Here is a 24,541-nt window from a genome sequence, read left to right on the forward strand (position 1 = left end):
CTGGCCTCATCGCTGGCAAGCCAGCTCCCACAGGTTTTTCGGGTGTTCATTGGATTGATGGCCACTGAAGTTTTCCATGGGGCTTACAAGCCAGCTCCCACAGGTTTTCGGCTTTTCATTGGATTGATGTTCACAGAAGGGCTCTGTGGGAGCTGGATTGCCAGCGATGGCGTCGGTACAGCCAACATCCTCGGAAACTGACACACCTATACTCAATGCTGTCTCCCTCCATTCAAGGACTCCACCACCGTGAACCTGCGTGCGCTGAGCCTCGCCGCACTGTGTCTGCTGGCTGGCTGCGCCACCTCGGCCCGCGCTCCGGTGGCGCCGCGAGCGGTGGTGGTGTCCCCGGCGACCTGGCAGCAGATCGACCGCGACATCGTCAGCGCCTCGCAGCAATCCACCGAGCAAGTCAAAGTATTTGCCCGGGGTTCGATGGAACATTGGCGCACTCGCGTCTATCAGCAAACTGAAGAAAATTTCATTCCGTGGTTCAGCAGCTACTGGACCCAGGAATGGCTGTCGATGAAGGTCAGTTGGTACACCATCAGTGCCGGCGGCGAGCAGGATGCGTCGGCCAAGCGCCTGGCGAGCTATCTGCTTGAGCAATATCAGGAAAGAGTGCTGGCACCGGTGGCGGTGGAGATCGATCCGGACGCGATCCTCGGGCAGGCCACGGCGTTCTACGCGCAACTGATGGCCCAGCAGATGCCGCTCATCGCCCAGCGTTATGGCGTGCCGGTGGCCCAGCTCAACGGGCGTCTGCAGAAAGTCCCGGCGATTGCCCTCGGGCCGCCGCCGGCGCGGGATGCGTCGCTGTATCAAATCATCAGCACCGAACCGCTGAACACCTTGCCGGCGTATGCCGCGCTGATCGACAAGATCCACACCGAAGGCGGCAGCAAGGGCATCGCTTCGACCGATGCCGGCATGGCCCCCGTGGCCAAACGCGCCAGTCAACGGATGGAAGCGGAAATGGCCCCGCGCGGAGCGGCCAGTGCGGTGGCGGCTGCGGCGGGCAAGTTAGTCGGCGGGGTGATCTCGATTGGGGTGGCGGGCATCCGCGCGATCATCCAGGCCAACGACCGACCCGACAGTGAAGCGCTGATTCGCAGCAGCCTGGGCAGCACCTTCGACAAGGCCTGGGCGAAATTGCTGCAGAACCCGACTACCGGGGTCATGGCCGGCACCCTGCATATCGCCGGGCAGGTCGAGGGCAGCCTTGGCGGGGGCGAACAACCGTCGGTCGGGCAGGGGCTGAATCGTGTCGAATGGCGACCTCCCGAATCGACCAATCAGCAGATCGAACCCAACGTGCAAGGAGAGTGATCATGGCTTACATCGATATTTTTGTAGCACCTGTGCCGAATGCCAACCGCGAGCAGTACAAAAAACACTGTGCGATCGCCGCGAAACTGTTCAAGGAATACGGAGCGAAGGAGGTGGTTCAGGGCTGGGGCGATGACGTGCCGGAAGGCAAAGTCACGTCATTCCCGATGGCGGTAAAACTCAAGGAAGGCGAAACGGTGTCGTCCGGCTGGCTGATCTGGCCCGACAAGGCCACCCGCGATGCCGGCATGGCCAAGATGATGGAGGACCCGCGCATGCAACCGGACGTCAACCCGATGGGGTTTGATGGGCAACGGATGATCTTTGGGGGCTTCAAGAACCTTCTTGAATCCTGAAGACCAGCGCAAATCCATTGTGGGAGCGGGCTTGCCCGCGAAGAGGCCGGCACAGCCTATATCTTCATGGCTGACCCACCGCTTTCGCGAGCAGGGTCGCTCCCACAATGGAATGTGGTCACTCTGGAGAGGGGGTAATCCGGCAGCTTTTGCGGTGGCGGATTTCTTCCTCCGTCGGTCGTTCGCGGACGAATTCGAAGCGTGGTTCACCTTCGCTGTAATGCACCAGCCAGCCCCATTCCAGCTCGGTTTCATCCTGCCCTGGGCTGGGTGGTCGGGCCCACCAGGGTTCTTTGCTGAGGATCTGGCGCATGGCGACCTCCAGTTGGATGGCAATCCTTGAACTATAGCCGGCTGTCGCGAGTCGTCAGAGAAGGCCGTGTAGAATCGGCCGATCGACGAGCGAAGGAGCAGGGCCATGACCGATGATGCGCGCAGGGATGAACCGTTCAAGCGACTGTTTTTCGCCCTCGACTGCCCACCACCACAACGCAAGGCCATCGCTCAGTGGCGCGCCGATCTGCGCTTGAGAACCGGCAAAGCGGTGCCGGCGGATAACTTTCACCTGACGCTGCTGTTCCTCGGCGCGGTGCCGCTGGCGCAGATCCATGAAGTCTGCGAGGCCGCCGGCAAAGTACGCACGCCGGGTGAGCCATTGAAGCTTGCGCTGGATCGTCTGCAGGTCTGGCATCGCGCGGGGATCTTGTCTCTGGCGCCGGAGCAGGCGCCGCCGGCGTTGTTGCGTCTGGTGTATGCGTTGGAACAGGCGATGCTGCCATTCGGTTTCGAAGAATCACCGCGCGAGTTCCGCCCGCACCTGACCCTGGCCCGGGACTACCGCGCAGCGGAACCGGAAGCCGCCACGCCGCCGGAGTTCTTCCTGCGTGCCGAGCGCTTTGCCTTGTTCGAATCGCACAAGGGCCGCTACCGGATCCTGCAGGATTGGCCACTGAATTGAACCCACAAAAAAAGGCGCCCGAGGGCGCCTGAAATTCACCTGAGCCGAGGGAGCCAGGTGAGGCCGTTCATTGCAGGGTGCAGCGGTGGTAAGGCGCTGCGTGAACGGAAAAGCTACGCCACATCCCTGTGTAGGAGCTGCCGCAGGCTGCGATCTTTTGACTTTGTTTTTTAGACGCAAGATCAAAAGATCGCAGCCTGCGGCAGCTCCTACAGGGGGCGGTGTCAGTTATTTACCGAGCTTCACCCGCGTCCAGCCGCGGGTCATGATCCGCTGGGTGGCAATCGGCTGATCCGGCACCGCGTACAACGTCGCCATCACCGCCTGCGACGGGTACGAACCCGGGTCGTTGCGGATCGCTTCGTCCACCAGTGGCGTCGCCGCCGAGTTGGCGTTGCTGTAACCGTTGCTGTTGGTGATCTCGGCAATGATGTCCGGACGCATCAGGAAGTTCATGAACAGGTAGGCGTTATCGACGTTGGCGGCGTCGCGCGGGATGGCGACCATGTCGTAGAAACTGCCGGCGCCTTCCTTCGGAATGCTGTAGTCGATCTGCACCTTGTTGCCGGCTTCCATCGCGCGGGCCTTGGCCTGCAGCACGTCACCGGAGTAACCGACCGCCACGCAGATGTTGCCGTTGGCCAGGTCCGAGATGTACTTCGAGGAATGGAAGTACGCCACGTACGGGCGGATCTTCATGAACAGCGCTTCGGCTTCGAGGATGTGCGCCTTGTCCTTGTCGTTCACCGGGTAGCCTAGGTAGTGCAGGGCGGCCGGGATCATTTCGGTCGGCGAGTCGAGGAAGCTGATACCGCAGGCTTTCAGCTTCTCGGCGTTTTCCGGTTTGAACAGCAGGTCCCAGGAGTTGGTCGGGGCATTGGCGCCGAGCACTTCCTTGACCTTGTCGGGGTTATAGCCGATGCCGATCGAGCCCCACATGTACGGGAACGCGTGAGCGTTGTCCGGATCACTGGCGGAAGCGTTTTTCAGCAGCACCGGGTTGAGATTCTTCCAGTTTGACAGCTTCGATTTGTCGAGCGGCTGATAGACCCCGGCCTTGATCTGCTTGGCCAGGAAACTGTTGGATGGCACGACGATGTCGTAGCCGGATTTGCCCGCCAGCAAACGCGCCTCAAGGGTTTCGTTGCTGTCGAACACGTCGTAGGTCACCTGGATGCCGGTCTCGTCTTCGAACTTCTTGACGGTGTCCGGTGCGATGTAATCGGACCAGTTGTAAACACGCAGCACCTTGTCGTTGGCCTGGACGCCCGTGGCGATTGCGCCCATTAAGGACAGTGTCAGCAGAGTCCTGCCAAACATTTTCATCGGTGAAACTCCATTCTTTTTATTCAAAAACACATATCGGGTGTACGTAAAGCCTGTGGCGAGGGAGCTTGCTGTGGTGAGGGGATTTATCCCCGATCGGCTGCGAAGCAGTCGCCAAACCATTGCATGCGGTGTTCCTGTTACACCGCAAGTGCTTGGCTTGGGGCCGCTTCGCGACCCATCGGGGATGAATCCCCTCGCCACAGTGTTCATCGGTGTTGCTTAGGCAGTCGCGGCGCGTTGCGGCTGCTGCCACGCCTCATTCGCCGTCTGATCCATCGCCTCCTGAATCGCCTTCTTGCGGCTGGCTTCTGCCTTGCGGCCGAAGTACCAGACGAGGAAAGTCACCAGCGACACCGCCAGCAGAATCAGGCTGGCCACGGCGTTGATCTCGGGCTTCACGCCCAGACGCACCGCCGAGAACACTTCCATCGGCAGCGTGGTCGAACCCGGCCCGGAGACGAAGCTCGCCAGCACCAGATCGTCCAGCGACAGGGCGAACGACATCATGCCGCCCGCTGCCAGCGATGGCGCGATCATCGGAATGGTGATCAGGAAAAACACCTTGAACGGCTTGGCCCCCAGATCCATCGCGGCTTCTTCGATCGACAGATCCAGTTCACGCAGGCGGGCGGAGACTACCACCGCCACATAGGCTGCACAAAACGTCGTGTGAGCGATCCAGATGGTGACGATGCCACGCTCCTGGGGCCAGCCGATCAACTGCGCCATCGCCACGAACAGCAGCAACAGCGACAGACCGGTGATCACTTCCGGCATGACCAGCGGCGCCGTCACCAGACCGCCGAACAGCGTACGACCCTTGAAGCGCGTCACCCGTGTCAGGACGAAGGCGGCGAGGGTGCCCAACGCCACGGCGGCAATCGCGGTGTAGCAGGCGATTTCCAGCGAGCGCACCACCGAACCCATCAGTTGCGTATTGTCGAGCAGGCCGACGTACCACTTAACTGACCAGCCGCCCCACACCGTCACCAGTTTCGAGGCGTTGAACGAGTAGATCACCAGAATCAGCATCGGCAGATAGATGAACATCAGGCCGAAGATCAACATGAACTTGGAAAAACCGAAGCGTTTCATCCCCGTGCCTCCATCTCTTTGGCCTGGCTGCGGTTGAACAGCAGAATCGGCACAATCAGGATCAACAGCATCACCACTGCCAGTGCGGATGCCACCGGCCAGTCGCGGTTATTGAAGAACTCTTGCCACAACACGCGACCGATCATCAGTGTCTCCGGGCCACCCAGCAGTTCCGGAATCACGAACTCGCCGACCACCGGAATGAACACCAGCATGCAACCGGCGATGATGCCGTTCTTGGCCAGCGGCACGGTGATTTTCCAGAAGTTGTTGAAGTTGCTCGAACCCAGGTCCGACGCGGCTTCCAGCAGGCTGCCATCGTGCTTGACCAGGTTGGCGTACAGCGGCAACACCATGAACGGCAGGTAGGCATAGACCACGCCGATATACACCGCGGTGTTGGTGTTGAGGATCTCGATCGGGTGATCGGTCAGCCCCGTCCACATCAGAAACGCGTTGAGCAGACCGTTGTTGCTGAGGATGCCCATCCACGCGTAAACGCGGATCAGGATCGCGGTCCAGGTCGGCATCATGATCAATAGCAGCAGGACGTTTTGCGCTTCCTTGCTCGCCTTGGTGATCGCGTAGGCCATCGGAAAACCGATCACCAGGCACATCATCGTGCTCAGCGCCGCGACCTTCAGCGAACCGAGGTAAGCCGACAGGTACAGCTCGTCTTCGCCGAGCATGGTGTAGTTGCCGATGTTGAGCATCAGCTGGAATTTCTGTTCGGCGTAGGTGTAGATCTCCGAGTACGGCGGGATCGACAGCGCGGCTTCCGAGAAGCTGATCTTCATCACCAGGAAGAACGGCAGCATGAAAAACAGGAACAGCCAGATGAACGGGATGCCGATGACAAACTTTCGCCCGCTGGGCACCAGGCGCAGGCATTGCTGATTGAAGGTTCTCATGAGCGCAGTACCACGCCGCTGTCGTCTTCCCACCAGACGTAGACCTTGTCGTCCCAGGTCGGCCGCGCGCCACGGCGTTCGGCGTTGGCCATGAACGACTGGACGATCTTGCCGCCGGGCAGCTCGACGTAGAACACCGAGTGGCCGCCGAGGTAGGCGATGTCATGCACCTTGCCTTCGGACCAGTTGTAGCGGGTCTCTGGCTTGAGGGTGCTGACGAGCATTTTTTCCGGACGGATCGCGTAGGTGATCGACTTGTCCTGCACCGAGGTGCTGACGCCGTGACCGACGTAGATCTTCTGCTGCAAGTCCGGGCTGTGGATGATCGCGTGACCTTCAAGGTCTTCCACCACGGTGCCGTCGAAGGCGTTCACGTTGCCGATGAATTCGCAGACCATGCGGCTGACCGGCGCTTCATAGATATCGACCGGGCTGCCGATCTGGGCAATCCAGCCCAGGTGCATGATCGCGATGCGCTCGGCCATGGTCATGGCCTCTTCCTGGTCGTGGGTCACCATCACGCAGGTCACGCCGACGCGCTCGATGATTTCCACCAGTTCCAGCTGCATTTGCGAACGCAGCTTTTTATCCAGCGCGCCCATCGGCTCGTCGAGCAGCAACAGCTTCGGACGTTTCGCCAGTGAGCGGGCGAGGGCGACGCGCTGGCGCTGACCGCCGGACAACTGATGGGGTTTGCGTTTGGCGTATTGGGTCATGTGCACCAGGCGCAGCATCTCTTCGACGCGGGCGTCGATTTCGCTGGCGGGCAAACGGTCCTGCTTGAGGCCGAAGGCAATGTTCTGTGCCACGGTCATGTGCGGGAACAGCGCGTAGGACTGGAACATCATGTTGATCGGCCGCTCGTAGGGCGGCATGTCAGTGATGTCGACACCGTCGAGCAGAATCCGCCCTTCAGTTGGCCGCTCGAAACCGGCGAGCATGCGCAGCAGGGTCGATTTGCCCGAACCGGAGCCACCGAGCAGGGCGAAGATTTCGCCCTGATGGATCTCCAGGGACACATCGTCCACGGCCGTGGTTTCGTCGAACTTCTTGGTGACACGATCGACTTTCACCAGAACCTTTTTCGGTTGCTGGTGGCCTTCAAGTGCCTTCCGGTAAGTGCTGGAGGCGTTTGCCATGTGAAACTCCCAACAGGTTTCGTTCGCTCGGCCAACGTGGCCGGGCTTAAGTGGATTGCAAGCCAGGGAAAACTGTCCTCGCCACACATGGCCTCTGTAGGAGCTGCCGAAGGCTGCGATCTTTTGATCCTGATTCTGAAAAACAAAATCAAAAGATCGCAGCCTTCGGCAGCTCCTACAGGAGGTCGCATTGGCTGCGGGTTACCCTGACTTGTTCGGCGCCGCCGTCCTGGCTGCCTGGGTCGTACTTGTTGTTATTACGGTTTGTTGTTTTCACGGATGACGGATGCGCACACGCGCCACCGCCGACCCCGTGGGGGCAGTAAACAGTTTTGAAATCCTGGGTGGTGTCAGCGCTGGTTGCGTCGCGCCGCCCGTTGCCGGCAAGCCTCACCGAACGTCTGGAAAATCTTCAGGTAGTTCGGGTTGTCCAGCACTTGCCATTCCGGGTGCCATTGCACGCCGAGGGCGAAGGTCGGACTGTGCTCGACCGAGATCGCCTCGATCAGCCCATCCGGCGCCACCGCTTCGGCACGCAGGCCGGGCGCGAGGCGGTCGATGCCCTGACTGTGGATCGAGTTGACCTGGAATTCGCCCGGCAACGCCAGCGCTTCGAACACGCCGCCCGCCAACACGCTCACGGCATGCGCCGGTGCGTATTGCACGGCCACGTCCGGGCTGTCGGCTTCGCGGTGATCAAGCATGCCCGGCAGCTCGTGCACTTTCTGGTGCAGGCTGCCGCCGAACGCCACGTTCATTTCCTGGAAGCCACGGCAGATGCCGAGTACCGGAACGCCCGCCGCAATGGCTGCACGCAATAAAGGAAGGGTGGTGGCGTCCCGCGCCGGATCGTGATCCGTGCCGGGGGCGCTGTCCGGGCCTTGATAGTGGAAGGGCTCCACGTTCGAGGGTGAGCCGGTCAGCAGCAGACCGTCGAGTTGACCCAGCAGGTCTTCGATTTCAGTCAGTTTGCCAAGGGAAGGAATGACGACGGGCAACCCCAGCGCCGCAACGCTGACAGCGCGAACGTACTTGTCGCCGCTGATGTGATAGGGGTGCAGGCCAATCTGTTTGACGCACGCAGTAACGCCGATCAATGGCTTGAATGCCATTTTTATTCACCTCGAAGTTTGACACTTGAACGAGCTTTTCCGGAGCTTAGCCTCGTTGATTTTAATTAACAACTGCCATGTAAAAAATTCTAAACGCCGCTCATCCAATCTTCATGATTCCAAGCCTTGCGGCGCCTGCATTGGCACGCGAGTGTTAAAAAAAGCCCTAAAAATAAACGCTGAACGGCTGGGTGTTCGCTATTGACTTCACTTTGCCTTTCGGATTGACTGGCTCGGCGAAACAGCAGTGAACATAATAATTAACAGCTAAATAGGTGCATCATGTCGGTCCCTCTGCGTGCCGTTCAACTCAACGAAGCAAACGCATTCCTTAAGAAACATCCTGAGGTTTTGTACGTCGACCTTCTGATTGCAGACATGAACGGTGTGGTGCGCGGCAAGCGCATCGAGCGCACCAGTCTTCACAAGGTTTACGAGAAAGGCATCAACCTGCCGGCCTCGCTCTTCGCCCTCGACATCAATGGCTCCACCGTGGAAAGCACCGGCCTGGGCCTGGACATCGGCGACGCCGACCGCATCTGCTACCCGATCCCCGGCACCCTGAGCATCGAGCCGTGGCAGAAACGCCCAACCGCCCAACTGTTGATGACCATGCACGAACTGGAAGGCGAGCCGTTCTTCGCCGATCCGCGTGAAGTGCTGGCCAACGTGGTGCGCAAGTTCGATGAACTGGGCCTGACCATTTGCGCCGCCTTCGAACTGGAGTTCTACCTGATCGACCAGGACAACGTGAACGGCCGTCCGCAGTCGCCACGTTCGCCGGTTTCCGGCAAGCGTCCGGTATCGACTCAGGTCTACCTGATCGACGATCTCGACGAGTACGTCGACTGCCTGCAAGACATCCTCGAAGGCGCGAAAGAGCAGGGCATTCCGGCTGACGCCATCGTCAAGGAAAGCGCCCCGGCGCAGTTCGAAGTCAACCTGCATCACGTCTCCGACCCGATCAAGGCCTGCGACTACGCCGTTCTGCTCAAGCGTCTGGTGAAGAACATCGCCTACGACCACGAGATGGACACCACCTTCATGGCCAAGCCGTATCCGGGCCAGGCGGGCAATGGTCTGCACGTACACATTTCGATCCTGGACAAAGAAGGCAACAACATCTTCGCCAGCGAGGATCCCGAGCAGAACGCCGCGCTGCGCCACGCGATCGGCGGTGTGCTGGAGACCCTGCCTGCGCAAATGGCGTTCCTCTGCCCGAACGTCAACTCGTACCGCCGCTTCGGCGCGCAGTTCTACGTGCCGAACTCGCCGAGCTGGGGCATCGACAACCGCACCGTCGCGGTACGTGTGCCGACCGGTTCGGCCGACGCCGTGCGCATCGAGCATCGTGTCGCCGGCGCCGACGCCAACCCGTACCTGCTGATGGCTTCAGTACTGGCCGGTATTCACCACGGCCTGACCCACCAGATCGAGCCAGGCGCGCCGGTTGAAGGCAACAGCTACGAGCAGAACGAACAGAGCCTGCCGAACAACCTGCGCGATGCATTGCGCGAGCTGGATGACAGCGAAGTCATGGCCCGCTACATCGACCCGATGTACATCGACGTGTTCGTCGCGTGCAAGGAAAGCGAGCTGGCCGAGTTCGAAAACTCGATCTCCGACCTTGAGTACAACTGGTATCTGCATACCGTCTGACGCTCAAGCGCGATCCCGTTAACACCGCAAAACCCTGTGGGAGCGGGCTTGCCCGCGAAGAGGCCATCACCTTCAACATTGAAGGTGACTGACCCACCGTATTCGCGAGCAAGCTCGCTCCCACAGGGATATCGGTCACCCATTCTCCTGTGTGAGCCACCCCCATGACCATGACCCGCAACGACTGGGAACAACGCTTCCAGTCCCTGACCCTCGAATCCCGCGCCTTCATCAACGGCGAATATCGCCCGGCGATCAGCGGTGCCACCTTCGAATGCCTGAGCCCCGTCGACGGCCGTTTCCTCGCCTCCGTGGCCAGCACCGATGAAGCCGACGCCAACCTCGCCGTCGAAGTCGCACGCCAGTCCTTCAACTCCGGCGTGTGGGCCAACAAGGCCCCGGCCGAGCGCAAACGCATCCTGATCCGCTTCGCCGATCTGATCCTGCAACACCAGGAAGAACTGGCGCTGCTGGAAACCCTCGACATGGGCAAACCGATCAGCGACTCGATGAGCATCGACATTCCGGCGACCGCCAACGCGATCCGCTGGAGCGCCGAAGCCATCGACAAGATCTACGACGAAGTCGCTGCCACGCCGCACGACCAACTCGGTCTGGTAACCCGCGAGCCAGCCGGCGTAGTCGCGGCCATCGTGCCGTGGAACTTCCCGCTGATCATGGCCAGCTGGAAATTCGCCCCGGCGCTGGCGGCGGGTAACTCGTTCATCCTCAAGCCTTCGGAAAAGTCGCCGCTGACCGCGATCCGCATCGCCCAGCTGGCGCTGGATGCTGGCATTCCGAAAGGTGTGTTCAACGTCCTGCCGGGCTTCGGCCACACTGTCGGCAAGGCGCTGGCGCTGCACATGGACGTCGACGTGCTGGCCTTCACCGGCTCCACGGCGATTGCCAAACAACTGATGATTTATGCCGGCCAGAGCAATATGAAACGCGTCTGGCTCGAAGCCGGTGGCAAGAGCCCGAACGTGGTGTTTGCCGACGCCCCGGACTTGCGCGCGGCAGCCCAGGCTGCGGCCGGTGCCATTGCTTTCAACCAGGGCGAAGTGTGCACCGCCGGTTCGCGTCTGCTAGTCGAACGTTCGATCCGCGAGCAATTCATTCCGCTGCTGGTGGAAGCGCTGCAGGCGTGGAAGCCGGGGCATTCGCTTGACCCGGCCACCACCGTCGGCGCCGTGGTCGATCAGCGTCAACTCGACAACGTGCTGCGCTATATCAGCATCGGCCGCGAGCAGGGCGCCGAACTGATCGCCGGTGGCCAGCGCACCCTCGAAGAAACCGGCGGCACTTACATCGAGCCGACGATTTTCGACGGCGTGACCAACGCCATGACCATCGCCAAGGAAGAAATCTTCGGCCCGGTGCTGTCGCTGATCACCTTCGACACCGTTGAAGAAGCGCTGCAGATCGCCAACGACAGCATCTTCGGCCTCGCTGCCGGTGTCTGGACCAGCAACCTGAGCAAGGCGCACACCTTCGCCCGTGGCCTGCGTGCTGGCAGCGTATGGGTCAACCAGTACGACGGCGGCGACATGACCGCACCGTTCGGTGGCTTCAAACAGTCGGGCAACGGTCGCGACAAATCGCTGCACGCGTTTGACAAGTACACCGAGCTGAAAGCGACCTGGATCAAGCTCTGATTTTCTACAGCGGCGGTCGCTCCTGATGAGCGACCCTCGGAGAACAATAAAATGAAGCAACAACACGTCAACAGCTACTACGCCGCCACCCGCAACGAAGTCATCGATTTTCCGACCCTTGAAGAGTCGGTCGAGTGCGACGTCTGCATCATCGGCGCCGGCTACACCGGCCTGTCCTCGGCGCTGTTCCTCACCGAGGCCGGCTACAAAGTGACGGTGCTCGAAGCAGCGAAAGTCGGCTACGGCGCCAGTGGCCGCAATGGCGGGCAACTGGTCAACTCCTACAGTCGCGACGTCGATGTGATCGAAGAGCGCTACGGTGACAAGACCGCAGAAATCCTCGGCAGCATGATCTTCGAAGGCGCCGACATCATCCGTTCGCGGATCAAGGATTACGACATCAAGTGCGACTATCGCCCGGGCGGGATCTTCGCGGCGATGAACAAGAAACAACTCAACGGTCTGGCCGAGCAGAAGCGCAGCTGGGAACGTTACGGCAACAAAAACCTGAAGATGCTCGACGCTGCCGACATTCGTCGCGAAGTCGGCTCTGACGCCTACGTTGGCGGCCTGCTGGACATGCAGGGTGGCCACGTGCATCCGCTGAACCTGGCCCTCGGTGAAGCCGCGGCCATCGTGCGCCTGGGCGGCAAGATCTACGAGCAGTCCGCCGCCGTCGAAATCAAATACGGCGAGCCGAACGTCGTGCGCACCGCCAAAGGTCAGGTTCGCGCCAAATACCTGCTGATCGCCGGCAACGCCTACCTGCCGCAGGGTCTGGACAACCGCGTGACCGCCAAGAGCATGCCGTGCGGTTCGCAGATCTGCGTCACCGAACCGTTGACCGAAAAGCAGGCGCGCAGCCTGATCACCAACAACTACTGCGTCGAAGACTGCAACTACCTGCTGGATTACTACCGTCTCACCGCTGACAACCGTCTGCTCTACGGCGGCGGCGTGGTCTACGGCGCCCGTGAACCGGACGACATCGAAACCCTGATCCGGCCGAAGATCCTCAAGACCTTCCCGCAGATCAAGGACGTGAAAATCGACTACCGCTGGACCGGCAACTTCCTGCTGACCATGTCACGCATGCCGCAATTCGGCCGCATCGAGAAAAACGCCTACTACATGCAAGGCTACAGCGGTCACGGCGTCACCTGTTCGCACCTGGCTGGCAAACTGATCTCGGAAATGATCCGTGGCGACGCCGAACGCTTCGACGCCTTCGCCTCACTCCCGCACATGCCAATGATCGGCGGCCGCACCTTCTCCGCCCCGTTGACCGCCCTCGGCGCCGTCTACTACTCGCTGCGCGACCGTTTCGGCATCTAGTTACCTCCCCGGCGGCGGTCCCCAAGACCCCGCCGGTTTTTTACCTGAAACACCAAAGCTCAAAATGGGGGAGCTGGCCTGCCAGCGATGAGGCCAGCACTAGCACCCTCAGTCCCACAAACACCACAAAACCTGTGGGAGCTGGCTTGCCAGCGATAGCGGCCTTTCAGCAAAAGGGATGTTGAATAGGCCACCCAATCGCTGGCAAGCCAGCTCCCACAGGTTTTGTATATAGCCCGGAAATACCCCCAGCAGGCTCATTTCACCCACCGTCCATCGAACCTGCTGAGCAACACCGGCAAACGTGATTTAATAGCCGCCTTTCACGGTTCCGGGACACGGGAGCAACGTGATCCGCGCCTTGCGCGGCACCCGCCACCCACCCCCATTGCCCTTAAGTACTACTCACATAAGGCTGTCATGGATACGGGTTCTCGACTCAAACTAGTACGCGAAAGCTACAAACTCTCCCAGCGCGAGCTGGCCCGGCGTAGCGGCGTGACCAATGCCACCATCTCCCTGATCGAACAGAATCGCGTCAGTCCTTCCGTCAGCTCACTGAAAAAGCTGCTCGAAGGCATCCCGATGTCCCTGGCCGACTTCTTCACCTTCGACCAGCCCCCGCGCGAACACCAATACGTGTTCCGCGCCAACGAACAACCCGACCTCGGCCGCCACGGCCTGCGCCTGCTGCTGATCGGTGCCTCAGTGCCCAGCCGCCAGATGCGCTTGCTGCGTGAGCAATACGCACCGGGCGCGAGTTCCGGCGAAGAGCCGATCGTGCATGCGGAGGGCGAGGAGTGTGGGTTGGTGACCCGTGGCACGGTGGAGTTGACCGTAGACGGGCAGGTGAGCGTGTTGAGTGCGGGGGACGGGTATTATTTTCCGACGACGCTGCCGCATAAGTTTCGGAATATTGGGGCGGATGAGGCTGAGATAATTAGTGCGAATACGCCGGCGAATTTTTGATGATTTGCGGCACGATATGGAAAGGCAGCAGGCTTGGTTTTATTCAAAGCCATACCCTTATGCCAGCGTATGGCTTTGATTAATTTTTCGGTGTTGCTAAAACATGGTCCCAACTTTTCTCTAAATTCTTAATTGCCTATTCGCCGTACTTTAATTCTGCCAAGGTTGGAGTTTTTGGTGTGTTTGACTCTTTGAAAAACTCGATCGGAGTATAAATAGCGCGATTTAGAGTGGCGCTCCATTTTTTGAAGGATGGCGAACCACCGACGTAGTCTGCTTCCCATTTCCAATCGCCATGTGACGTACTGAATTCGAGTACTGTTTCATCTTGGCCGTCCCCATAGAACTGGTAGTCGCCTTTCACGTTTTCCCATTTGTTTGTTTGAGTGTCATGAAAGTAGCCGCTCCAGGTTCCGGCTGACTCGTTGAATTTGTCAATCACCAGGCGGTATATGTTTCCGATTCCGCCGTCATAGTTTCCATTCAAGGGATATGTCATTCTCAACCTCCAGTTTCTAAACGAGCATGATTTTTGGCGTATTTCTGTGAGGTGATAGTGTCTTTTGGTTAAAGGTGTTGTCACCTGTGATAAGTGACAGGTTTTAATATTTTTAGTTAATTATGATTATTTCGATTGGTGCTTATCCCGCTGTCTTTAACGGAGGCGGTTGCAACGGTATCAGTAGCCAGGACTTGCGCGGACAGTGCGAGGCCATGAAACGTTGATCGATCTCCGTTCAGTCAAATTTTTCACTCGTCACAACCCGGTTCATCGCCAATGGTTCCCCCCATCGGCACCACGACGTAGACTGCGAAACAAGTTGTAACGCCTCACCCAAGGACGGAACCGCGCATGATCGAAATCGGCAGCCGCAACAACGCGCCCACGCCGCAGCACCCCACTCAAGACATCTACATTTTCAGCATCGACCAGTCCCGACCGGCGACACCGTTCTGCTTCGAGCAATCGATTGGCGGCGGGCATGCCGAGCAGGGCGGGGCGCGGTGGTTGGCGCTGGATGAGCTGGATGGCTGGCCCGGCGAATGGCGTGAGCATTTGAAGAAGGCTGATTGTGCGTGGGTTGCGCAGGTGATCGATGCGCATCGGGAGGTGGACCAAGCGACATTGGTGTCCATGCTGCTTGAGCAACATGCCCAGCCAGTGGGGCGTTTGAAAACAATCGGCAACTGGCTTAAACGCAATATCCACGTCGGTGGCCGTTACGGCATCTAACCCGAGGAATCTCCATGACCCAGACCCTCGAACGCGCTATCGCCATCGCCGCCACCGCCCACACCGGGCAGGTCGACAAGGGCGGTGCACCGTACATTCTGCATCCGCTGAAAGTCATGCTGCGCATGAATTCGCTGGAAGAACGCATCGTCGCCGTGTTGCACGATGTGGTCGAGGATTGCGGTATCAGCCTCGACGATTTGCGTAAGGAAGGTTTCAGTGAAGACGTTTTGCGCGCTATTGAATCCGTGACCAAAGTGCCGGGCGAGTCCTATGAGGATTTCGTCGAGCGTGCGGCGCAAAATCCGATTGGCCGGGTGGTGAAACTGGCGGATCTGGAAGAGAACAGCGACCTGTCGCGGATCGCCTCGCCGAGTTGGGAGGATCTGGAGCGGGTCGAGAAGTATCGGCGGGCGATTGGACGGTTGCGCACGTAAGAACGAATCCCACCCTGTAGGAGCTGCCGAAGGCTGCGATCTTTTGACTTTGTTTTTTAAAAAGCAAGATCAAAAGATCGCAGCCTTCGGCAGCTCCTACAGGGGAGTGGGATACATCAGGGAAATAGCCAGGAAGGCGAAAAAATGAAATCGATTCTGTGTTTGTTGATCGCGGCCGCCGTTGGCGCTGCGTTGCAGGTCAGCGGTGTTCCTCATGGCCTGTTGCTGGGGGCGATCCTCGTCACCGCATGGGTCACCACGCGCAGCGGTTTTGCCCCCGCAATCCCTTATGGTCTGGGCTACATCCAGGTCACGCTGGGCATCGCCACCGGGCTGATGTTCGAGGCGTGGGACAGTGCAACGGCTTCGGCGATGTTGCCAAGCCTCGGCGTTCTGCTGATATGCCTGACTGTACAGATCGCCCTCGCCGGATGGTGGCTGACTCGCGGCGCAGGCTGGAACCGTACCGATGCGCTGTTGGCGGTGTACCCCGGCGCACTGGCAGCGGTGTTTGATTTGCTGGAGTCGGAAAAGGCCTCAAGCAAGGTCATCATCGTGCATCTGATGCGGTTGCTGTTGATCACGGTGCTGGTGAGCTTTTTGATTCCCGGGCAGGGCTCGGTGGCGGTGGTTGAAAGCCCTCCGTTGAGCACAGGCATGGCGTTGACCGTATTCGCACTGATCGGTTTGAGCGTGGTGCTTGGGCGCATGCTGCTGGCATTCGGCGTGCCGGCGCCGTTCATGCTGACGGCGATTCTGCTGACGGCGGTGTTTGTGAAATCGGGATGGTTGCACGGCTTCCACATGCCGGACTGGAGCCTGAATCTGGCGGCGCTGATTCTGGGCGTGCGGATCGGCTCGCGTTTTCAGGGACTTGGCCTTGCCGAATTGGGCCGGCATGGGCGGACGGCGCTGGTGTCGGTCGGCTTGATGATTGTGGTGGCGGCGGCGTTTGCCGAAGTCGCCGCGCGCTGGCTGAACAGTGATCCGTTGTCGCTGTGGCTCGCGTACATGCCGGGGGCGATCGAGACGATTGCGATTGTCGCGTTTGCCGGTGGGCTGAATGTGGTGTTTATCCTCACGCATCATCTGGCGCGGATGGTGCTGCTGCACTTTGCGCCCGCGTTGTTGGTGCAGGTGCGGCGAGTGCGGGAACAAAGCTGATCCGGCCTGGACGTCGGGCTGGTGCGCCTACAGCACATTAGAAGCAAAAGATCGCAGCCTTCGGCAGCTCCTACACAGGAATTACGTTTTCCCTGTAGGAGCTGCCGAAGGCTGCGATCTTTTTTTTCGGGTCAACGCAGATGCGCGGCGAAGCCTTCCTCACCGGTGGCGACATCGTCCTTGAGCGTCAACGCCGGAATCTCATAATCCCCGGCATTCTGCAGCCGATACGCAATCGGCCGCGTGCTCCACAGCTCATCCAGACGCGTACCCAGCGCCTCGCAGGTCTCGGCAAACCGCGCTTGATCCATGCGGCTGGCGCGGTACACCAGGAAGGGTGGCACCACGTCGAAACCGGGGTAGAACAGCACGCCGTGCTGGATCGGAAACAGTAAATCATCAATCGGCCCGTTGATCCCGCGTGGGCTGTAATGCGAATCCCAGCCTCCGGTGGTGACCAGCAGCATCGCGCGTTTGCCTTTCATCTTGCCTTCGCCGTAGCGCTCGCCCCAGCGCTCATCGGAGTGTTCGCCGACACCGTAGGCAAACCCGTAGGCATACACGCGCTCGACCCAGCCTTTGAGGATGGCCGGCATGGTGAACCACCACAGCGGAAACTGCAGGATCAATGCGTCGGCCCACAGCAGTTTTTCCTGCTCGCGGGCGATGTCGGCGGACTGCCGGCCCTGTTGGTAAGCCAGTTTCGAATCGATCGAAGCGTGGAATGGCCGGCTTTCATCGCGACCGGGCGCGTCATCGGCGTCGATCGTGGTCTTCCAGTTCATCGCATACAGGTCGGAGACCTGCACGGTGTGGCCGGTGGCTTGCAGGCGCTGGACGGTGAAGTCCCTGAGCGAGCCGTTGAGCGAAGTGGGTTCGGGGTGGGCGTAGACCAGTAGCACATTCATGTGGCAACTCCTTGGTTGAATGCAGGCAGGATCAATCCTTGATCGGTATATTGGAAATGAATGTCTGATATGTCAGGTATAGCCATGAATAATTTACGACGTCTGGATATCAACTTGCTGTTGACCCTAGACGTGTTGTTGGCAGAACACAACGTAACCCGCGCCGCAGAGCGGTTGAGCCTGTCGCAGCCGTCGGTCAGTGTGCACCTGGCCAAGCTGCGTGAGATTTTCGGCGACCCGCTGTTGCTGCCCGGACCACGGGGCATGCGCCCGACGGCGCGGGCCGATGAACTGCGCGAGCCGTTGCGCGAGGCGCTGGAAGCACTGGAACGCGCGGTGGCGCCGGCCAGCGCGTTCGATCCGGCGCAGGCCCGCCACATCTGGAAAGTCGCGGCGACCGATTACGGCGAGTCGACGGTGGTGCTGCCAGCCCTCAGCGGTTTGCGCCTTCAGGCGCCGGGCACGCGGCTGGCGGTGCTCGATCTGATGCCGGCGCAGTTGGCCAGGCAGGCGGAGCAGGGCGTGTTTGACCTGGCGCTGCACATCACCGAAGACGCGCCGCTGGATCTGCATCAACGGGTGCTGTTCACCGAGCATTACGTGTTGGCCGGGCGTGTCGGGCATCCGGATTTGAAGCGTAAACCGACTCGCGAACAGTTCTGCGCGCTGGAACACGTGATGGTGTCGCGCGAGGGCGGGGGCTTTTTCGGGGTCACCGACAAGGCGCTGGCCGAGGTCGGTCTGGCGCGCAAAGTGGTGCTGTCGGTGCCGCATTTTTTGATGGTGATGTCGGTGCTCGCCAGTACCAATCTGGTGGCGATGCTGCCGTCACGGCTGGTGCGCGGCAACCCGGCATTGCAGGTGGTGGACGCACCGCTGCAGGTGCCGGGCTACGAAATGGCGATGTTCTGGGGCGAGCGCGCGCATCGCGACCCGGCACACAAGTGGCTTCGCGAGCATCTGGCGGCGTCAGTGTGACATATCAGACGTGGCCCAAGGCAATCGCAAAAGACACCACGATCATGCACGCAAACGCAAAATTGAGATTCATCAGCTGTTCATCCTGAGCCTTTTTAAAGTGAGGCCATTCTGAACAGGCGCCATGCAAAGAAAAAATTCGGCCTGTTGATTCCAATGATCGAAACAATTGATACCGGCCGGTTTGTGTTTGCCCGAGGCTTTCGCTAGTCTCGGCAAAAACCTGCAACTACAAGCATAAACAGGCAAAACCATGCACGATCATTCGGTCACCGAACTGCCCTCCCTGCGCCGGCAGAAAATCCTCCTGATTCTCGAACGCGACGGCAAGGTCATGGCCTCCGAGTTGAGCCAGCATTTCGCCGTGTCCGAAGACACCATCCGCCGCGACCTCGCCGAACTGGACAACGCCGGACTGGTGCAGCGTGTGCACGGCGGGGCGCTGCCAAGGCCCAAGGACAGCGGCAAGGATTACTTCACCCGGCTGGATGAGACCGATGAGGTCAAAGTGCGGTTGGCGCAACGGGCGGCGCGAGAGGTCGAGGACGGGCAGATTGTGCTGTTCGATTCCGGCTCGACCGCGTTGCAGGTGGCGCGTTCGCTGCGGGCGGATATCCAGATCACCGCGGTAACCGCAGCGCCAATGACGGCCATTGCGTTGTCTGAGTACAAGGGCGTGAAAGTGATTCTCGCCGGAGGGCAACTGAACCCGCGCACGATGGCGGCCGGCGGGCACGAGGCGGTGCGCATGCTGGCCGGGATCAAGGCGGATCTGGCCTTTACCGGCGTCTGCGCGATTCACCCGGAAGTGGGCATCACCTCGCTGCACTTCGATGAAGTGCCGGTGAAACAGGCGCTGCTCGACAGCGCGACGCGGGTGATTGCGGTGACCACGGCGGACAAGCTGGGGGCGGTGGAGCCGTTTGTGGTGGCGCCGTGCACGCGCCTGCATACGCTGATTACCGAGCGGCATGTGGCGTCGGGCAGTGTCGAGGATTATCGGCGGTTGGGGATTGTGGTGGAGCAGTTGCCGGACTGAGGTTTTGTGCTGAGGCTGATGGCCTCATCGCTGGCAAGCCAGCTCCCACAGGTTTTGGTGGTGTACATAATGTTGAGTACCACACGGACACTGTAGGAGCTGCCGAAGGCTGCGATCCTTTGATCTTGATCTTAAAAACAAAGTCAAAAGATCGCAGCCTTCGGCAGCTCCTACAGGGATCGGGGGTGTCAGCGCAGGCGTTCAAGCATCTGGTAATACCACATCCCCGCCGCCAGCAACGGATTGCCCAGCAAATCCCCCATCGGCACCCGAATGTGCTGGCACTGCGCAAACGTGTCGAACTGCTCCATCTGCCCGGTGATCGCGCGGCTCATGATTTCGCCCATGATGTGTGTCGTCGCGATGCCGTGTCCCGAGTAGCCCTGGCAATACCAGACGTTGTCCGAGAGCTTGCCCAGTTGCGGGATGCGGTTGATCACGATGCCCATCGCGCAGCTCCACTGGTAGTCGATCTGCACCCCTTTGAGCGCCGGAAAGGTCCGCTCGATGCACGGGCGCAGCTCGGCGGCGATGTCTCGTGAATCCTTGCCGCTGTAGTTGGCGCCGCCGCCAAACAGCAGACGACCATCAGCCGTGAGGCGGTAGTAATCGAGGACGAAACGGCAGTCGTACACCGCCAGGTCTTCGGGGTTGATCTGCCGCGCCAGATCACCCAGCGGCGCGGTGGTGACGATGCCGCCCATGGCCGGGAAAATCTTGCCCTTGAGCTGACCCGGTTCGAGTTTGTGATAGACGTCGCCGGCGAGCATGACCTGATTGGCGTCGATCTGGCCGTGGGCGGTGCGTACGCCCGGGCTCTTGCCGTGAATGATCTCCAGCACTTCACTGTTCTCGAAGATCAAGGCGCCGAGACTTTCCGCCGCCCGTGCTTCGCCAATGCACAGGTTGAGCGGGTGCAGGTGCATATTGCGGGTGTTCTTGATCGCGCCGTGGTAGAGGTCGCTCTGCAGCAGGTCGCGCACCTGACTGCGGTCGAGCAGGCTGACTTCGTCGTCGAGGCCACGACGCACGGCTTCCTCGTAATCATTGCGCAAACCGTCCATGTGGCTCGGCTTGTAAGCCGCGTGCAGATGACCGTGTTTGAGGTCGCACTGAATGCCGTACTTCTCGACCCGCTGCCGGATGATTTGATGCCCGCGCCAGCGCAGGTGCCAGATGAAATCGTCGACTTCATCACCGAGTTTCGGGCGCATCTGTTTGCGCATCGCGCCGTCGCCGGAGAGGCTGCCGGTGACTTGTCCGCCATTGCGCCCGGTGGCGCCCCAGCCGATCTTGTGACTCTCGACGATAGCGACTTTCAGGCCTTTTTCGGCGAGTTCGACAGCGGTGGCGACGCCGGTGAAACCGCCGCCGATGATCACCACATCGACTTGATGTCGGCCTTGCAGGGTCGGGTAGTCGGTGTCCTGTTGAAGGGTGGCGGTGTAGTAGGAATTGCAGCGTTGGGTCATGTTGGTGTCCACACAAAATTCGGGAGTCAATTCGAGGACCCTGTGGGAGCTGGCTTGCCAGCGATAGCGGCGTATCAGTCACCAGAGATGCTGAATGTGCCGGCCCCATCGCTGGCAAGCCAGCTCCCACAGGATTCAGGGTGTATGTCAGGCTTCGGTCAGGTACCAACGCCAATCCTGCTCACCCACCTCGGCCATGAACTGCCGGTACTCGGCACGCTTCACCGCCAGGTACACGCCAAGAAATTCCTGGCCCAGGGCATCCCGCGCCCACGCAGAATTTTCCAGCGCCTGCAGCGACGTCAGCCAATCGGTCGGCAGCAGTTCCTTGGCTTGCGCGTAGCCGTTGCCCTCGACCGGCGCACCCGGATCGAGGTTTTCACGAATCCCGCGATGGATCCCGGCAAGGATCGCTGCCGCCGCCAGATACGGGTTGGCATCGGCGCCGCAGATGCGATGTTCGATATGCCGGGTGTTGGCCGGACCGCCCGGTACGCGCAGGCTGACAGTGCGGTTGTCGACGCCCCAGGTCGGCGCCAATGGCGCGTAGCTGTTGGCCTGGAAGCGGCGGTAGGAGTTGGCGTTGGGGCAGAACAGCAGCAGCGTATCGAGCAGCGAGGCGAGCATGCCGCCAATCGCCGTGCGCAGCAGCGGGGTGCCGGCCGGATCCTCGGCGGCGAACAGGTTGCGTCCTTCGCCATCGGCGAGGCTGACGTGCATGTGCATGCCGGTGCCGGCCAGATCATCGAACGGCTTGGCCATGAACGTCGCCTGCATGCCGTGCTTGTGCGCCACCGCTTTGACCAAACGTTTGTAGCGCACCGCCTGATCCATCGCGACCAGTGCGTCGCCATGTTCGAGGGTGATTTCCACCTGTCCTGGCGCATATTCCGAGATCGCCGTGCGCGCCGGAATGCCGTGCAGTTTGCAGGCGCTGTAGAGGTCGGCGAGGAACGGTTCGATCTGCTCCAGTTCGCGCAAACCGTAGACCTGAGTGTGTCGCGGTCGGCCGCCATCGGCATCCAGCGCCGGTTGCGGACGGCCGTTGTGATCGCGTTTGGCGTCGAGCAGATAGAACTCCAGTTCGCACGCCATCACCGGGTGATAACCCTCGGCCTTGAGGCCGTCGATGACCTTGATCAGCAGATGACGCGGGTCGGCGATGCTCGCTGGCATTCCCTCGGTCGGGTGCATGCTGACCTGCACCGCCGCGGTGGGAATCTGTCGCCACGGCAGGCGCACCAGACTGCCTTCGAGCGGGTAGGCGCGGCAGTCGATGTCGCCGACGTCCCACACCAGCCCGGAGTTTTCCACGTCTTCGCCCTGCACGGTCAGGCCGAGGATGGTGCTGGGTAGCGGGCGACCGCTCTGGTACACGGCAAGCAGTTCTTCACGGTGCAACAACTTGCCGCGTGGCACGCCGTTGGCGTCGAGGATGAACAGCTCGATCATGTCGATATCGGGGTTCTGTTCGAGGAACAGGTGTGCGTCTTCGATGGCTGCGAATTTCATGGTCAATCACTCACGATGGCGCCGCGCAGGCGCGCAGAATCGGGCCGGACACGACGCGGTAAATAGGCGTGGGTGTCCTGGCAGGGATATCAAAAAGAAAAAAATATTTCGCTAATGCCCGGCAGTCGGAAGTGACACTGAACCTGTGGTGAGGGGATTTATCCCCGACGGCGCGCGTAGCGGGCCAAAAAGATACGGACTGCTGCGCAGTCCATCGGGGATGAATCCCCTCACCACAATGGATCTTTTCTGACTGTCGGAATCAGCAGGCGATATCCGGCGGGCGTGCGGAGTGACGCAGCTTGGAACGGCGCAGGGCCATGGGGAGATTGACGATGCGATTCATGCGCGGCCCCTGTGACAGAGGGCGCACACAGCGGAGACGTTCAACCTTTCTGGTTGTTGTGGTGACGTACTCATAACGCGTGTTTCCGTTGGCGGAAAACGTCGGTGGCGGGGCAGACCCGCCGACCGGTGTGCCCGGATAGTAAGGGGCAATCTGCGGGTGTGTAAACCGCTGATTGCGCCCCGGCACCGTTGGACGATGTTCAGCGCAGCAGGTGAAAGCCCAGCCCGGCAAGGGCGCAAACGATCAACACTTCGATCACCCCGCGTTTGAAAATGAACAGCGCCAACGCCGCCAGCAGCGCCAGCCCGATCGAAAACAGATCCGGATGCCCGGCGAAACCGCTCGGCCAGAACACGTGATAAGCGAAGAAACACGCCAGGTTGAGAATCACCCCGACCACCGCTGCGGTGATAGCGGTCAACGGTGCAGTGAACTTCAGTTCATTGTGGGTCGACTCCACCAGCGGCCCGCCGGCGAGAATGAACAGGAACGAGGGCAGGAAGGTGAACCAGGTCACCAGCGTCGCTGCCAATGCGCCGGCGGCGAATGCATGTTCCGCACCGAACGCCGGTTGCACATAACCGCCGATGAAACCGACAAACGCCACCACCATGATCAGCGGGCCGGGTGTGGTTTCGCCGAGGGCGAGGCCGTCGATCATCTGCGTCGGCGTCAGCCAGCCGTAGTGCCCGACCGCGCCTTGATAGACATACGGCAACACCGCGTAAGCGCCACCGAAGGTCAGCAGTGCGGCTTTGGTGAAGAACCAGCCCATTTGCGTGAAGGTGCCGTCCCAGCCGAACAGCGCGGTCAGCAGGCCCATCGGCAAACACCATAACGCTGCGCCGATCAACAGCAGGCGCCACAACTTTGGCAGGCTGAATCGCGCATGCTCAGGCGTCGGCGTGTCGTCATCGATCAACGCCGGGCCGAAGGATTTGGCACTGCCGCGCTGGCCGCCGTTGTTGAAGCGCTGCGGCGCCAGTCGCCCGCCGAGATAACCGATCAGTGCCGCGCCGAGCACAATCAGTGGGAACGGCAGATCAAAGGCAAAAATCGCCACGAATGACGCCCCGGCGATCGCCCACAACCAACTGTTTTTCAGCGCCCGGGAGCCGATGCGGTGCGCCGCGTGCAAGACAATCGCGGTCACCGCCGGTTTGATCCCGTAGAAGATTCCGGCGACCACCGGCACGTCACCGAACGCGATGTAAACCCACGACAGCGCAATCAGGATGAACAGCGATGGCAGCACGAACAGCGCCCCGGCGATTACACCGCCCCAGGTGCGATGCAACAGCCAGCCAATGTAGGTCGCCAGTTGCTGGGCCTCTGGGCCGGGCAGCAACATGCAGTAGTTCAGCGCATGCAGAAACCGTCGTTCGGAGATCCAGCGCCGGCGCTCGACCAGTTCCTGATGCATGATCGCGATCTGCCCGGCCGGGCCGCCGAACCCGATGCAGCCGAGCTTTAGCCAGAAGCGCCAGGCCTGGCGCAGCGTTACGGGAGCGGGTCTGGGCAAATCTTCGGGTGAGGTGTTCAAGCGCGGCGCCTGCGGTGGATGTTGTCGAAGCCGCTATCTAAACAGTTTTTTGTTCAAG

23 protein-coding genes are annotated in these 24,541 nt (G+C 60.4%); 12 read left to right on the forward strand and 11 right to left on the reverse strand.

From position 1 onward, the window contains the following. Positions 1-249: 249 nt before the first annotated feature. Together AB1J88_RS03960 and AB1J88_RS03965 are read left to right on the forward strand one after the other, a co-directional pair. Complete coding sequence (locus AB1J88_RS03960) at positions 250-1,329, forward strand: hypothetical protein (RefSeq protein ID WP_131671278.1); 1,080 nt, start codon at positions 250-252, stop codon at positions 1,327-1,329. A gap of 2 nt (positions 1,330-1,331) precedes the next feature. Continuing rightward, positions 1,332-1,685: a DUF1428 domain-containing protein gene (locus tag AB1J88_RS03965; RefSeq protein WP_430290276.1), complete on the forward strand. Its 354-nt coding sequence runs from the start codon at positions 1,332-1,334 to the stop codon at positions 1,683-1,685. 118 nt (positions 1,686-1,803) lie between these two features. Here AB1J88_RS03965 and AB1J88_RS03970 read toward each other — a convergent pair whose 3' ends face one another. Beyond that, on the reverse strand, positions 1,804-1,998 hold the full coding sequence (locus AB1J88_RS03970) for a hypothetical protein (protein WP_430290277.1): 195 nt from the start codon (positions 1,996-1,998) through the stop codon (positions 1,804-1,806). Positions 1,999-2,103: 105 nt separating this feature from the next. Here AB1J88_RS03970 and thpR point away from each other — a divergent pair, with 105 nt between their 5' ends. Continuing rightward, on the forward strand, positions 2,104-2,643 hold the full coding sequence (gene thpR / locus AB1J88_RS03975) for an RNA 2',3'-cyclic phosphodiesterase (RefSeq protein ID WP_086792607.1): 540 nt from the start codon (positions 2,104-2,106) through the stop codon (positions 2,641-2,643). Between the two features lie 228 nt (positions 2,644-2,871). Here the strand turns inward: thpR and AB1J88_RS03980 are convergent, their stop codons facing one another. The 5 genes from AB1J88_RS03980 to AB1J88_RS04000 form a co-directional block, all read right to left on the reverse strand. Continuing rightward, a complete protein-coding gene (locus tag AB1J88_RS03980; RefSeq protein ID WP_430290278.1) occupies positions 2,872-3,969 on the reverse strand; it encodes a polyamine ABC transporter substrate-binding protein in 1,098 nt (365 codons plus the stop codon). A 222-nt stretch (positions 3,970-4,191) separates the two neighbouring features. After that, entirely contained in the window at positions 4,192-5,067 is an 876-nt protein-coding gene (locus tag AB1J88_RS03985) for an ABC transporter permease subunit (RefSeq protein WP_007962456.1), read from the reverse strand. Then, on the reverse strand, positions 5,064-5,945 hold the full coding sequence (locus AB1J88_RS03990; protein WP_371260449.1) for an ABC transporter permease subunit: 882 nt from the start codon (positions 5,943-5,945) through the stop codon (positions 5,064-5,066). Before AB1J88_RS03990 ends, AB1J88_RS03985 begins: the two co-directional genes overlap by 4 nt. A gap of 29 nt (positions 5,946-5,974) precedes the next feature. Then, positions 5,975-7,117, reverse strand: coding sequence for a polyamine ABC transporter ATP-binding protein (gene potA / locus AB1J88_RS03995; RefSeq protein WP_041073459.1), 1,143 nt, complete (start codon positions 7,115-7,117; stop codon positions 5,975-5,977). A 350-nt stretch (positions 7,118-7,467) separates the two neighbouring features. Beyond that, positions 7,468-8,229: a gamma-glutamyl-gamma-aminobutyrate hydrolase family protein gene (locus tag AB1J88_RS04000; protein ID WP_430290279.1), complete on the reverse strand. Its 762-nt coding sequence runs from the start codon at positions 8,227-8,229 to the stop codon at positions 7,468-7,470. 282 nt (positions 8,230-8,511) lie between these two features. Here AB1J88_RS04000 and AB1J88_RS04005 point away from each other — a divergent pair, with 282 nt between their 5' ends. The 4 genes from AB1J88_RS04005 (at position 8,512) to AB1J88_RS04020 (ending at position 13,847) form a co-directional block, all read left to right on the forward strand. Further along, entirely contained in the window at positions 8,512-9,888 is a 1,377-nt protein-coding gene (locus tag AB1J88_RS04005; protein ID WP_041073455.1) for a glutamine synthetase family protein, read from the forward strand. A gap of 164 nt (positions 9,889-10,052) precedes the next feature. Next, complete coding sequence (locus AB1J88_RS04010) at positions 10,053-11,543, forward strand: aldehyde dehydrogenase (protein WP_430290280.1); 1,491 nt, start codon at positions 10,053-10,055, stop codon at positions 11,541-11,543. Between the two features lie 51 nt (positions 11,544-11,594). Then, positions 11,595-12,878 (forward strand): NAD(P)/FAD-dependent oxidoreductase, encoded by a 1,284-nt coding sequence (locus tag AB1J88_RS04015; RefSeq protein WP_430290281.1) that lies wholly within the window; start codon positions 11,595-11,597, stop codon positions 12,876-12,878. A 420-nt stretch (positions 12,879-13,298) separates the two neighbouring features. After that, positions 13,299-13,847 carry a cupin domain-containing protein gene (locus tag AB1J88_RS04020; protein WP_011333561.1) on the forward strand — a complete coding sequence of 183 codons (549 nt, stop codon included), beginning with the start codon at positions 13,299-13,301 and terminating at the stop codon, positions 13,845-13,847. Between the two features lie 136 nt (positions 13,848-13,983). Here AB1J88_RS04020 and AB1J88_RS04025 read toward each other — a convergent pair whose 3' ends face one another. Further along, complete coding sequence (locus tag AB1J88_RS04025; RefSeq protein ID WP_430290282.1) at positions 13,984-14,346, reverse strand: hypothetical protein; 363 nt, start codon at positions 14,344-14,346, stop codon at positions 13,984-13,986. 354 nt (positions 14,347-14,700) lie between these two features. On the opposite strand from AB1J88_RS04025, the gene AB1J88_RS04030 reads away from it, so the two are divergent. The 3 genes from AB1J88_RS04030 to AB1J88_RS04040 all read left to right on the forward strand — a co-directional run bounded on the left by AB1J88_RS04030 (position 14,701) and on the right by AB1J88_RS04040 (position 16,682). After that, positions 14,701-15,081: a hypothetical protein gene (locus tag AB1J88_RS04030; protein WP_430290283.1), complete on the forward strand. Its 381-nt coding sequence runs from the start codon at positions 14,701-14,703 to the stop codon at positions 15,079-15,081. A 14-nt stretch (positions 15,082-15,095) separates the two neighbouring features. Next, positions 15,096-15,518, forward strand: coding sequence for an HD domain-containing protein (locus AB1J88_RS04035; protein WP_430290284.1), 423 nt, complete (start codon positions 15,096-15,098; stop codon positions 15,516-15,518). A gap of 144 nt (positions 15,519-15,662) precedes the next feature. Next, complete coding sequence (locus tag AB1J88_RS04040; RefSeq protein WP_430290285.1) at positions 15,663-16,682, forward strand: AbrB family transcriptional regulator; 1,020 nt, start codon at positions 15,663-15,665, stop codon at positions 16,680-16,682. Positions 16,683-16,813: 131 nt separating this feature from the next. Here AB1J88_RS04040 and AB1J88_RS04045 read toward each other — a convergent pair whose 3' ends face one another. Then, on the reverse strand, positions 16,814-17,590 hold the full coding sequence (locus AB1J88_RS04045) for an NAD(P)H-dependent oxidoreductase (protein WP_430290287.1): 777 nt from the start codon (positions 17,588-17,590) through the stop codon (positions 16,814-16,816). Between the two features lie 84 nt (positions 17,591-17,674). On the opposite strand from AB1J88_RS04045, the gene AB1J88_RS04050 reads away from it, so the two are divergent. Next, positions 17,675-18,568 (forward strand): LysR family transcriptional regulator, encoded by an 894-nt coding sequence (locus tag AB1J88_RS04050; protein WP_430290288.1) that lies wholly within the window; start codon positions 17,675-17,677, stop codon positions 18,566-18,568. A 253-nt stretch (positions 18,569-18,821) separates the two neighbouring features. After that, positions 18,822-19,607 carry a DeoR/GlpR family DNA-binding transcription regulator gene (locus tag AB1J88_RS04055; protein WP_430290289.1) on the forward strand — a complete coding sequence of 262 codons (786 nt, stop codon included), beginning with the start codon at positions 18,822-18,824 and terminating at the stop codon, positions 19,605-19,607. A gap of 188 nt (positions 19,608-19,795) precedes the next feature. Here AB1J88_RS04055 and AB1J88_RS04060 read toward each other — a convergent pair whose 3' ends face one another. The 3 genes from AB1J88_RS04060 to chrA form a co-directional block, all read right to left on the reverse strand. After that, complete coding sequence (locus AB1J88_RS04060; RefSeq protein WP_430290291.1) at positions 19,796-21,079, reverse strand: NAD(P)/FAD-dependent oxidoreductase; 1,284 nt, start codon at positions 21,077-21,079, stop codon at positions 19,796-19,798. Between the two features lie 147 nt (positions 21,080-21,226). Further along, positions 21,227-22,591, reverse strand: a complete 1,365-nt coding sequence (locus AB1J88_RS04065) for a glutamine synthetase family protein (RefSeq protein ID WP_086792631.1) — start codon at positions 22,589-22,591, stop codon at positions 21,227-21,229. 548 nt (positions 22,592-23,139) lie between these two features. Then, positions 23,140-24,483 carry a chromate efflux transporter gene (chrA, locus tag AB1J88_RS04070; RefSeq protein WP_430290292.1) on the reverse strand — a complete coding sequence of 448 codons (1,344 nt, stop codon included), beginning with the start codon at positions 24,481-24,483 and terminating at the stop codon, positions 23,140-23,142. Positions 24,484-24,541: the final 58 nt, after the last annotated feature.

It is taken from the genome of Pseudomonas sp. S8 (assembly GCF_050473925.1).
GTDB classification, from domain to species: domain Bacteria; phylum Pseudomonadota; class Gammaproteobacteria; order Pseudomonadales; family Pseudomonadaceae; genus Aquipseudomonas; species Aquipseudomonas parakoreensis.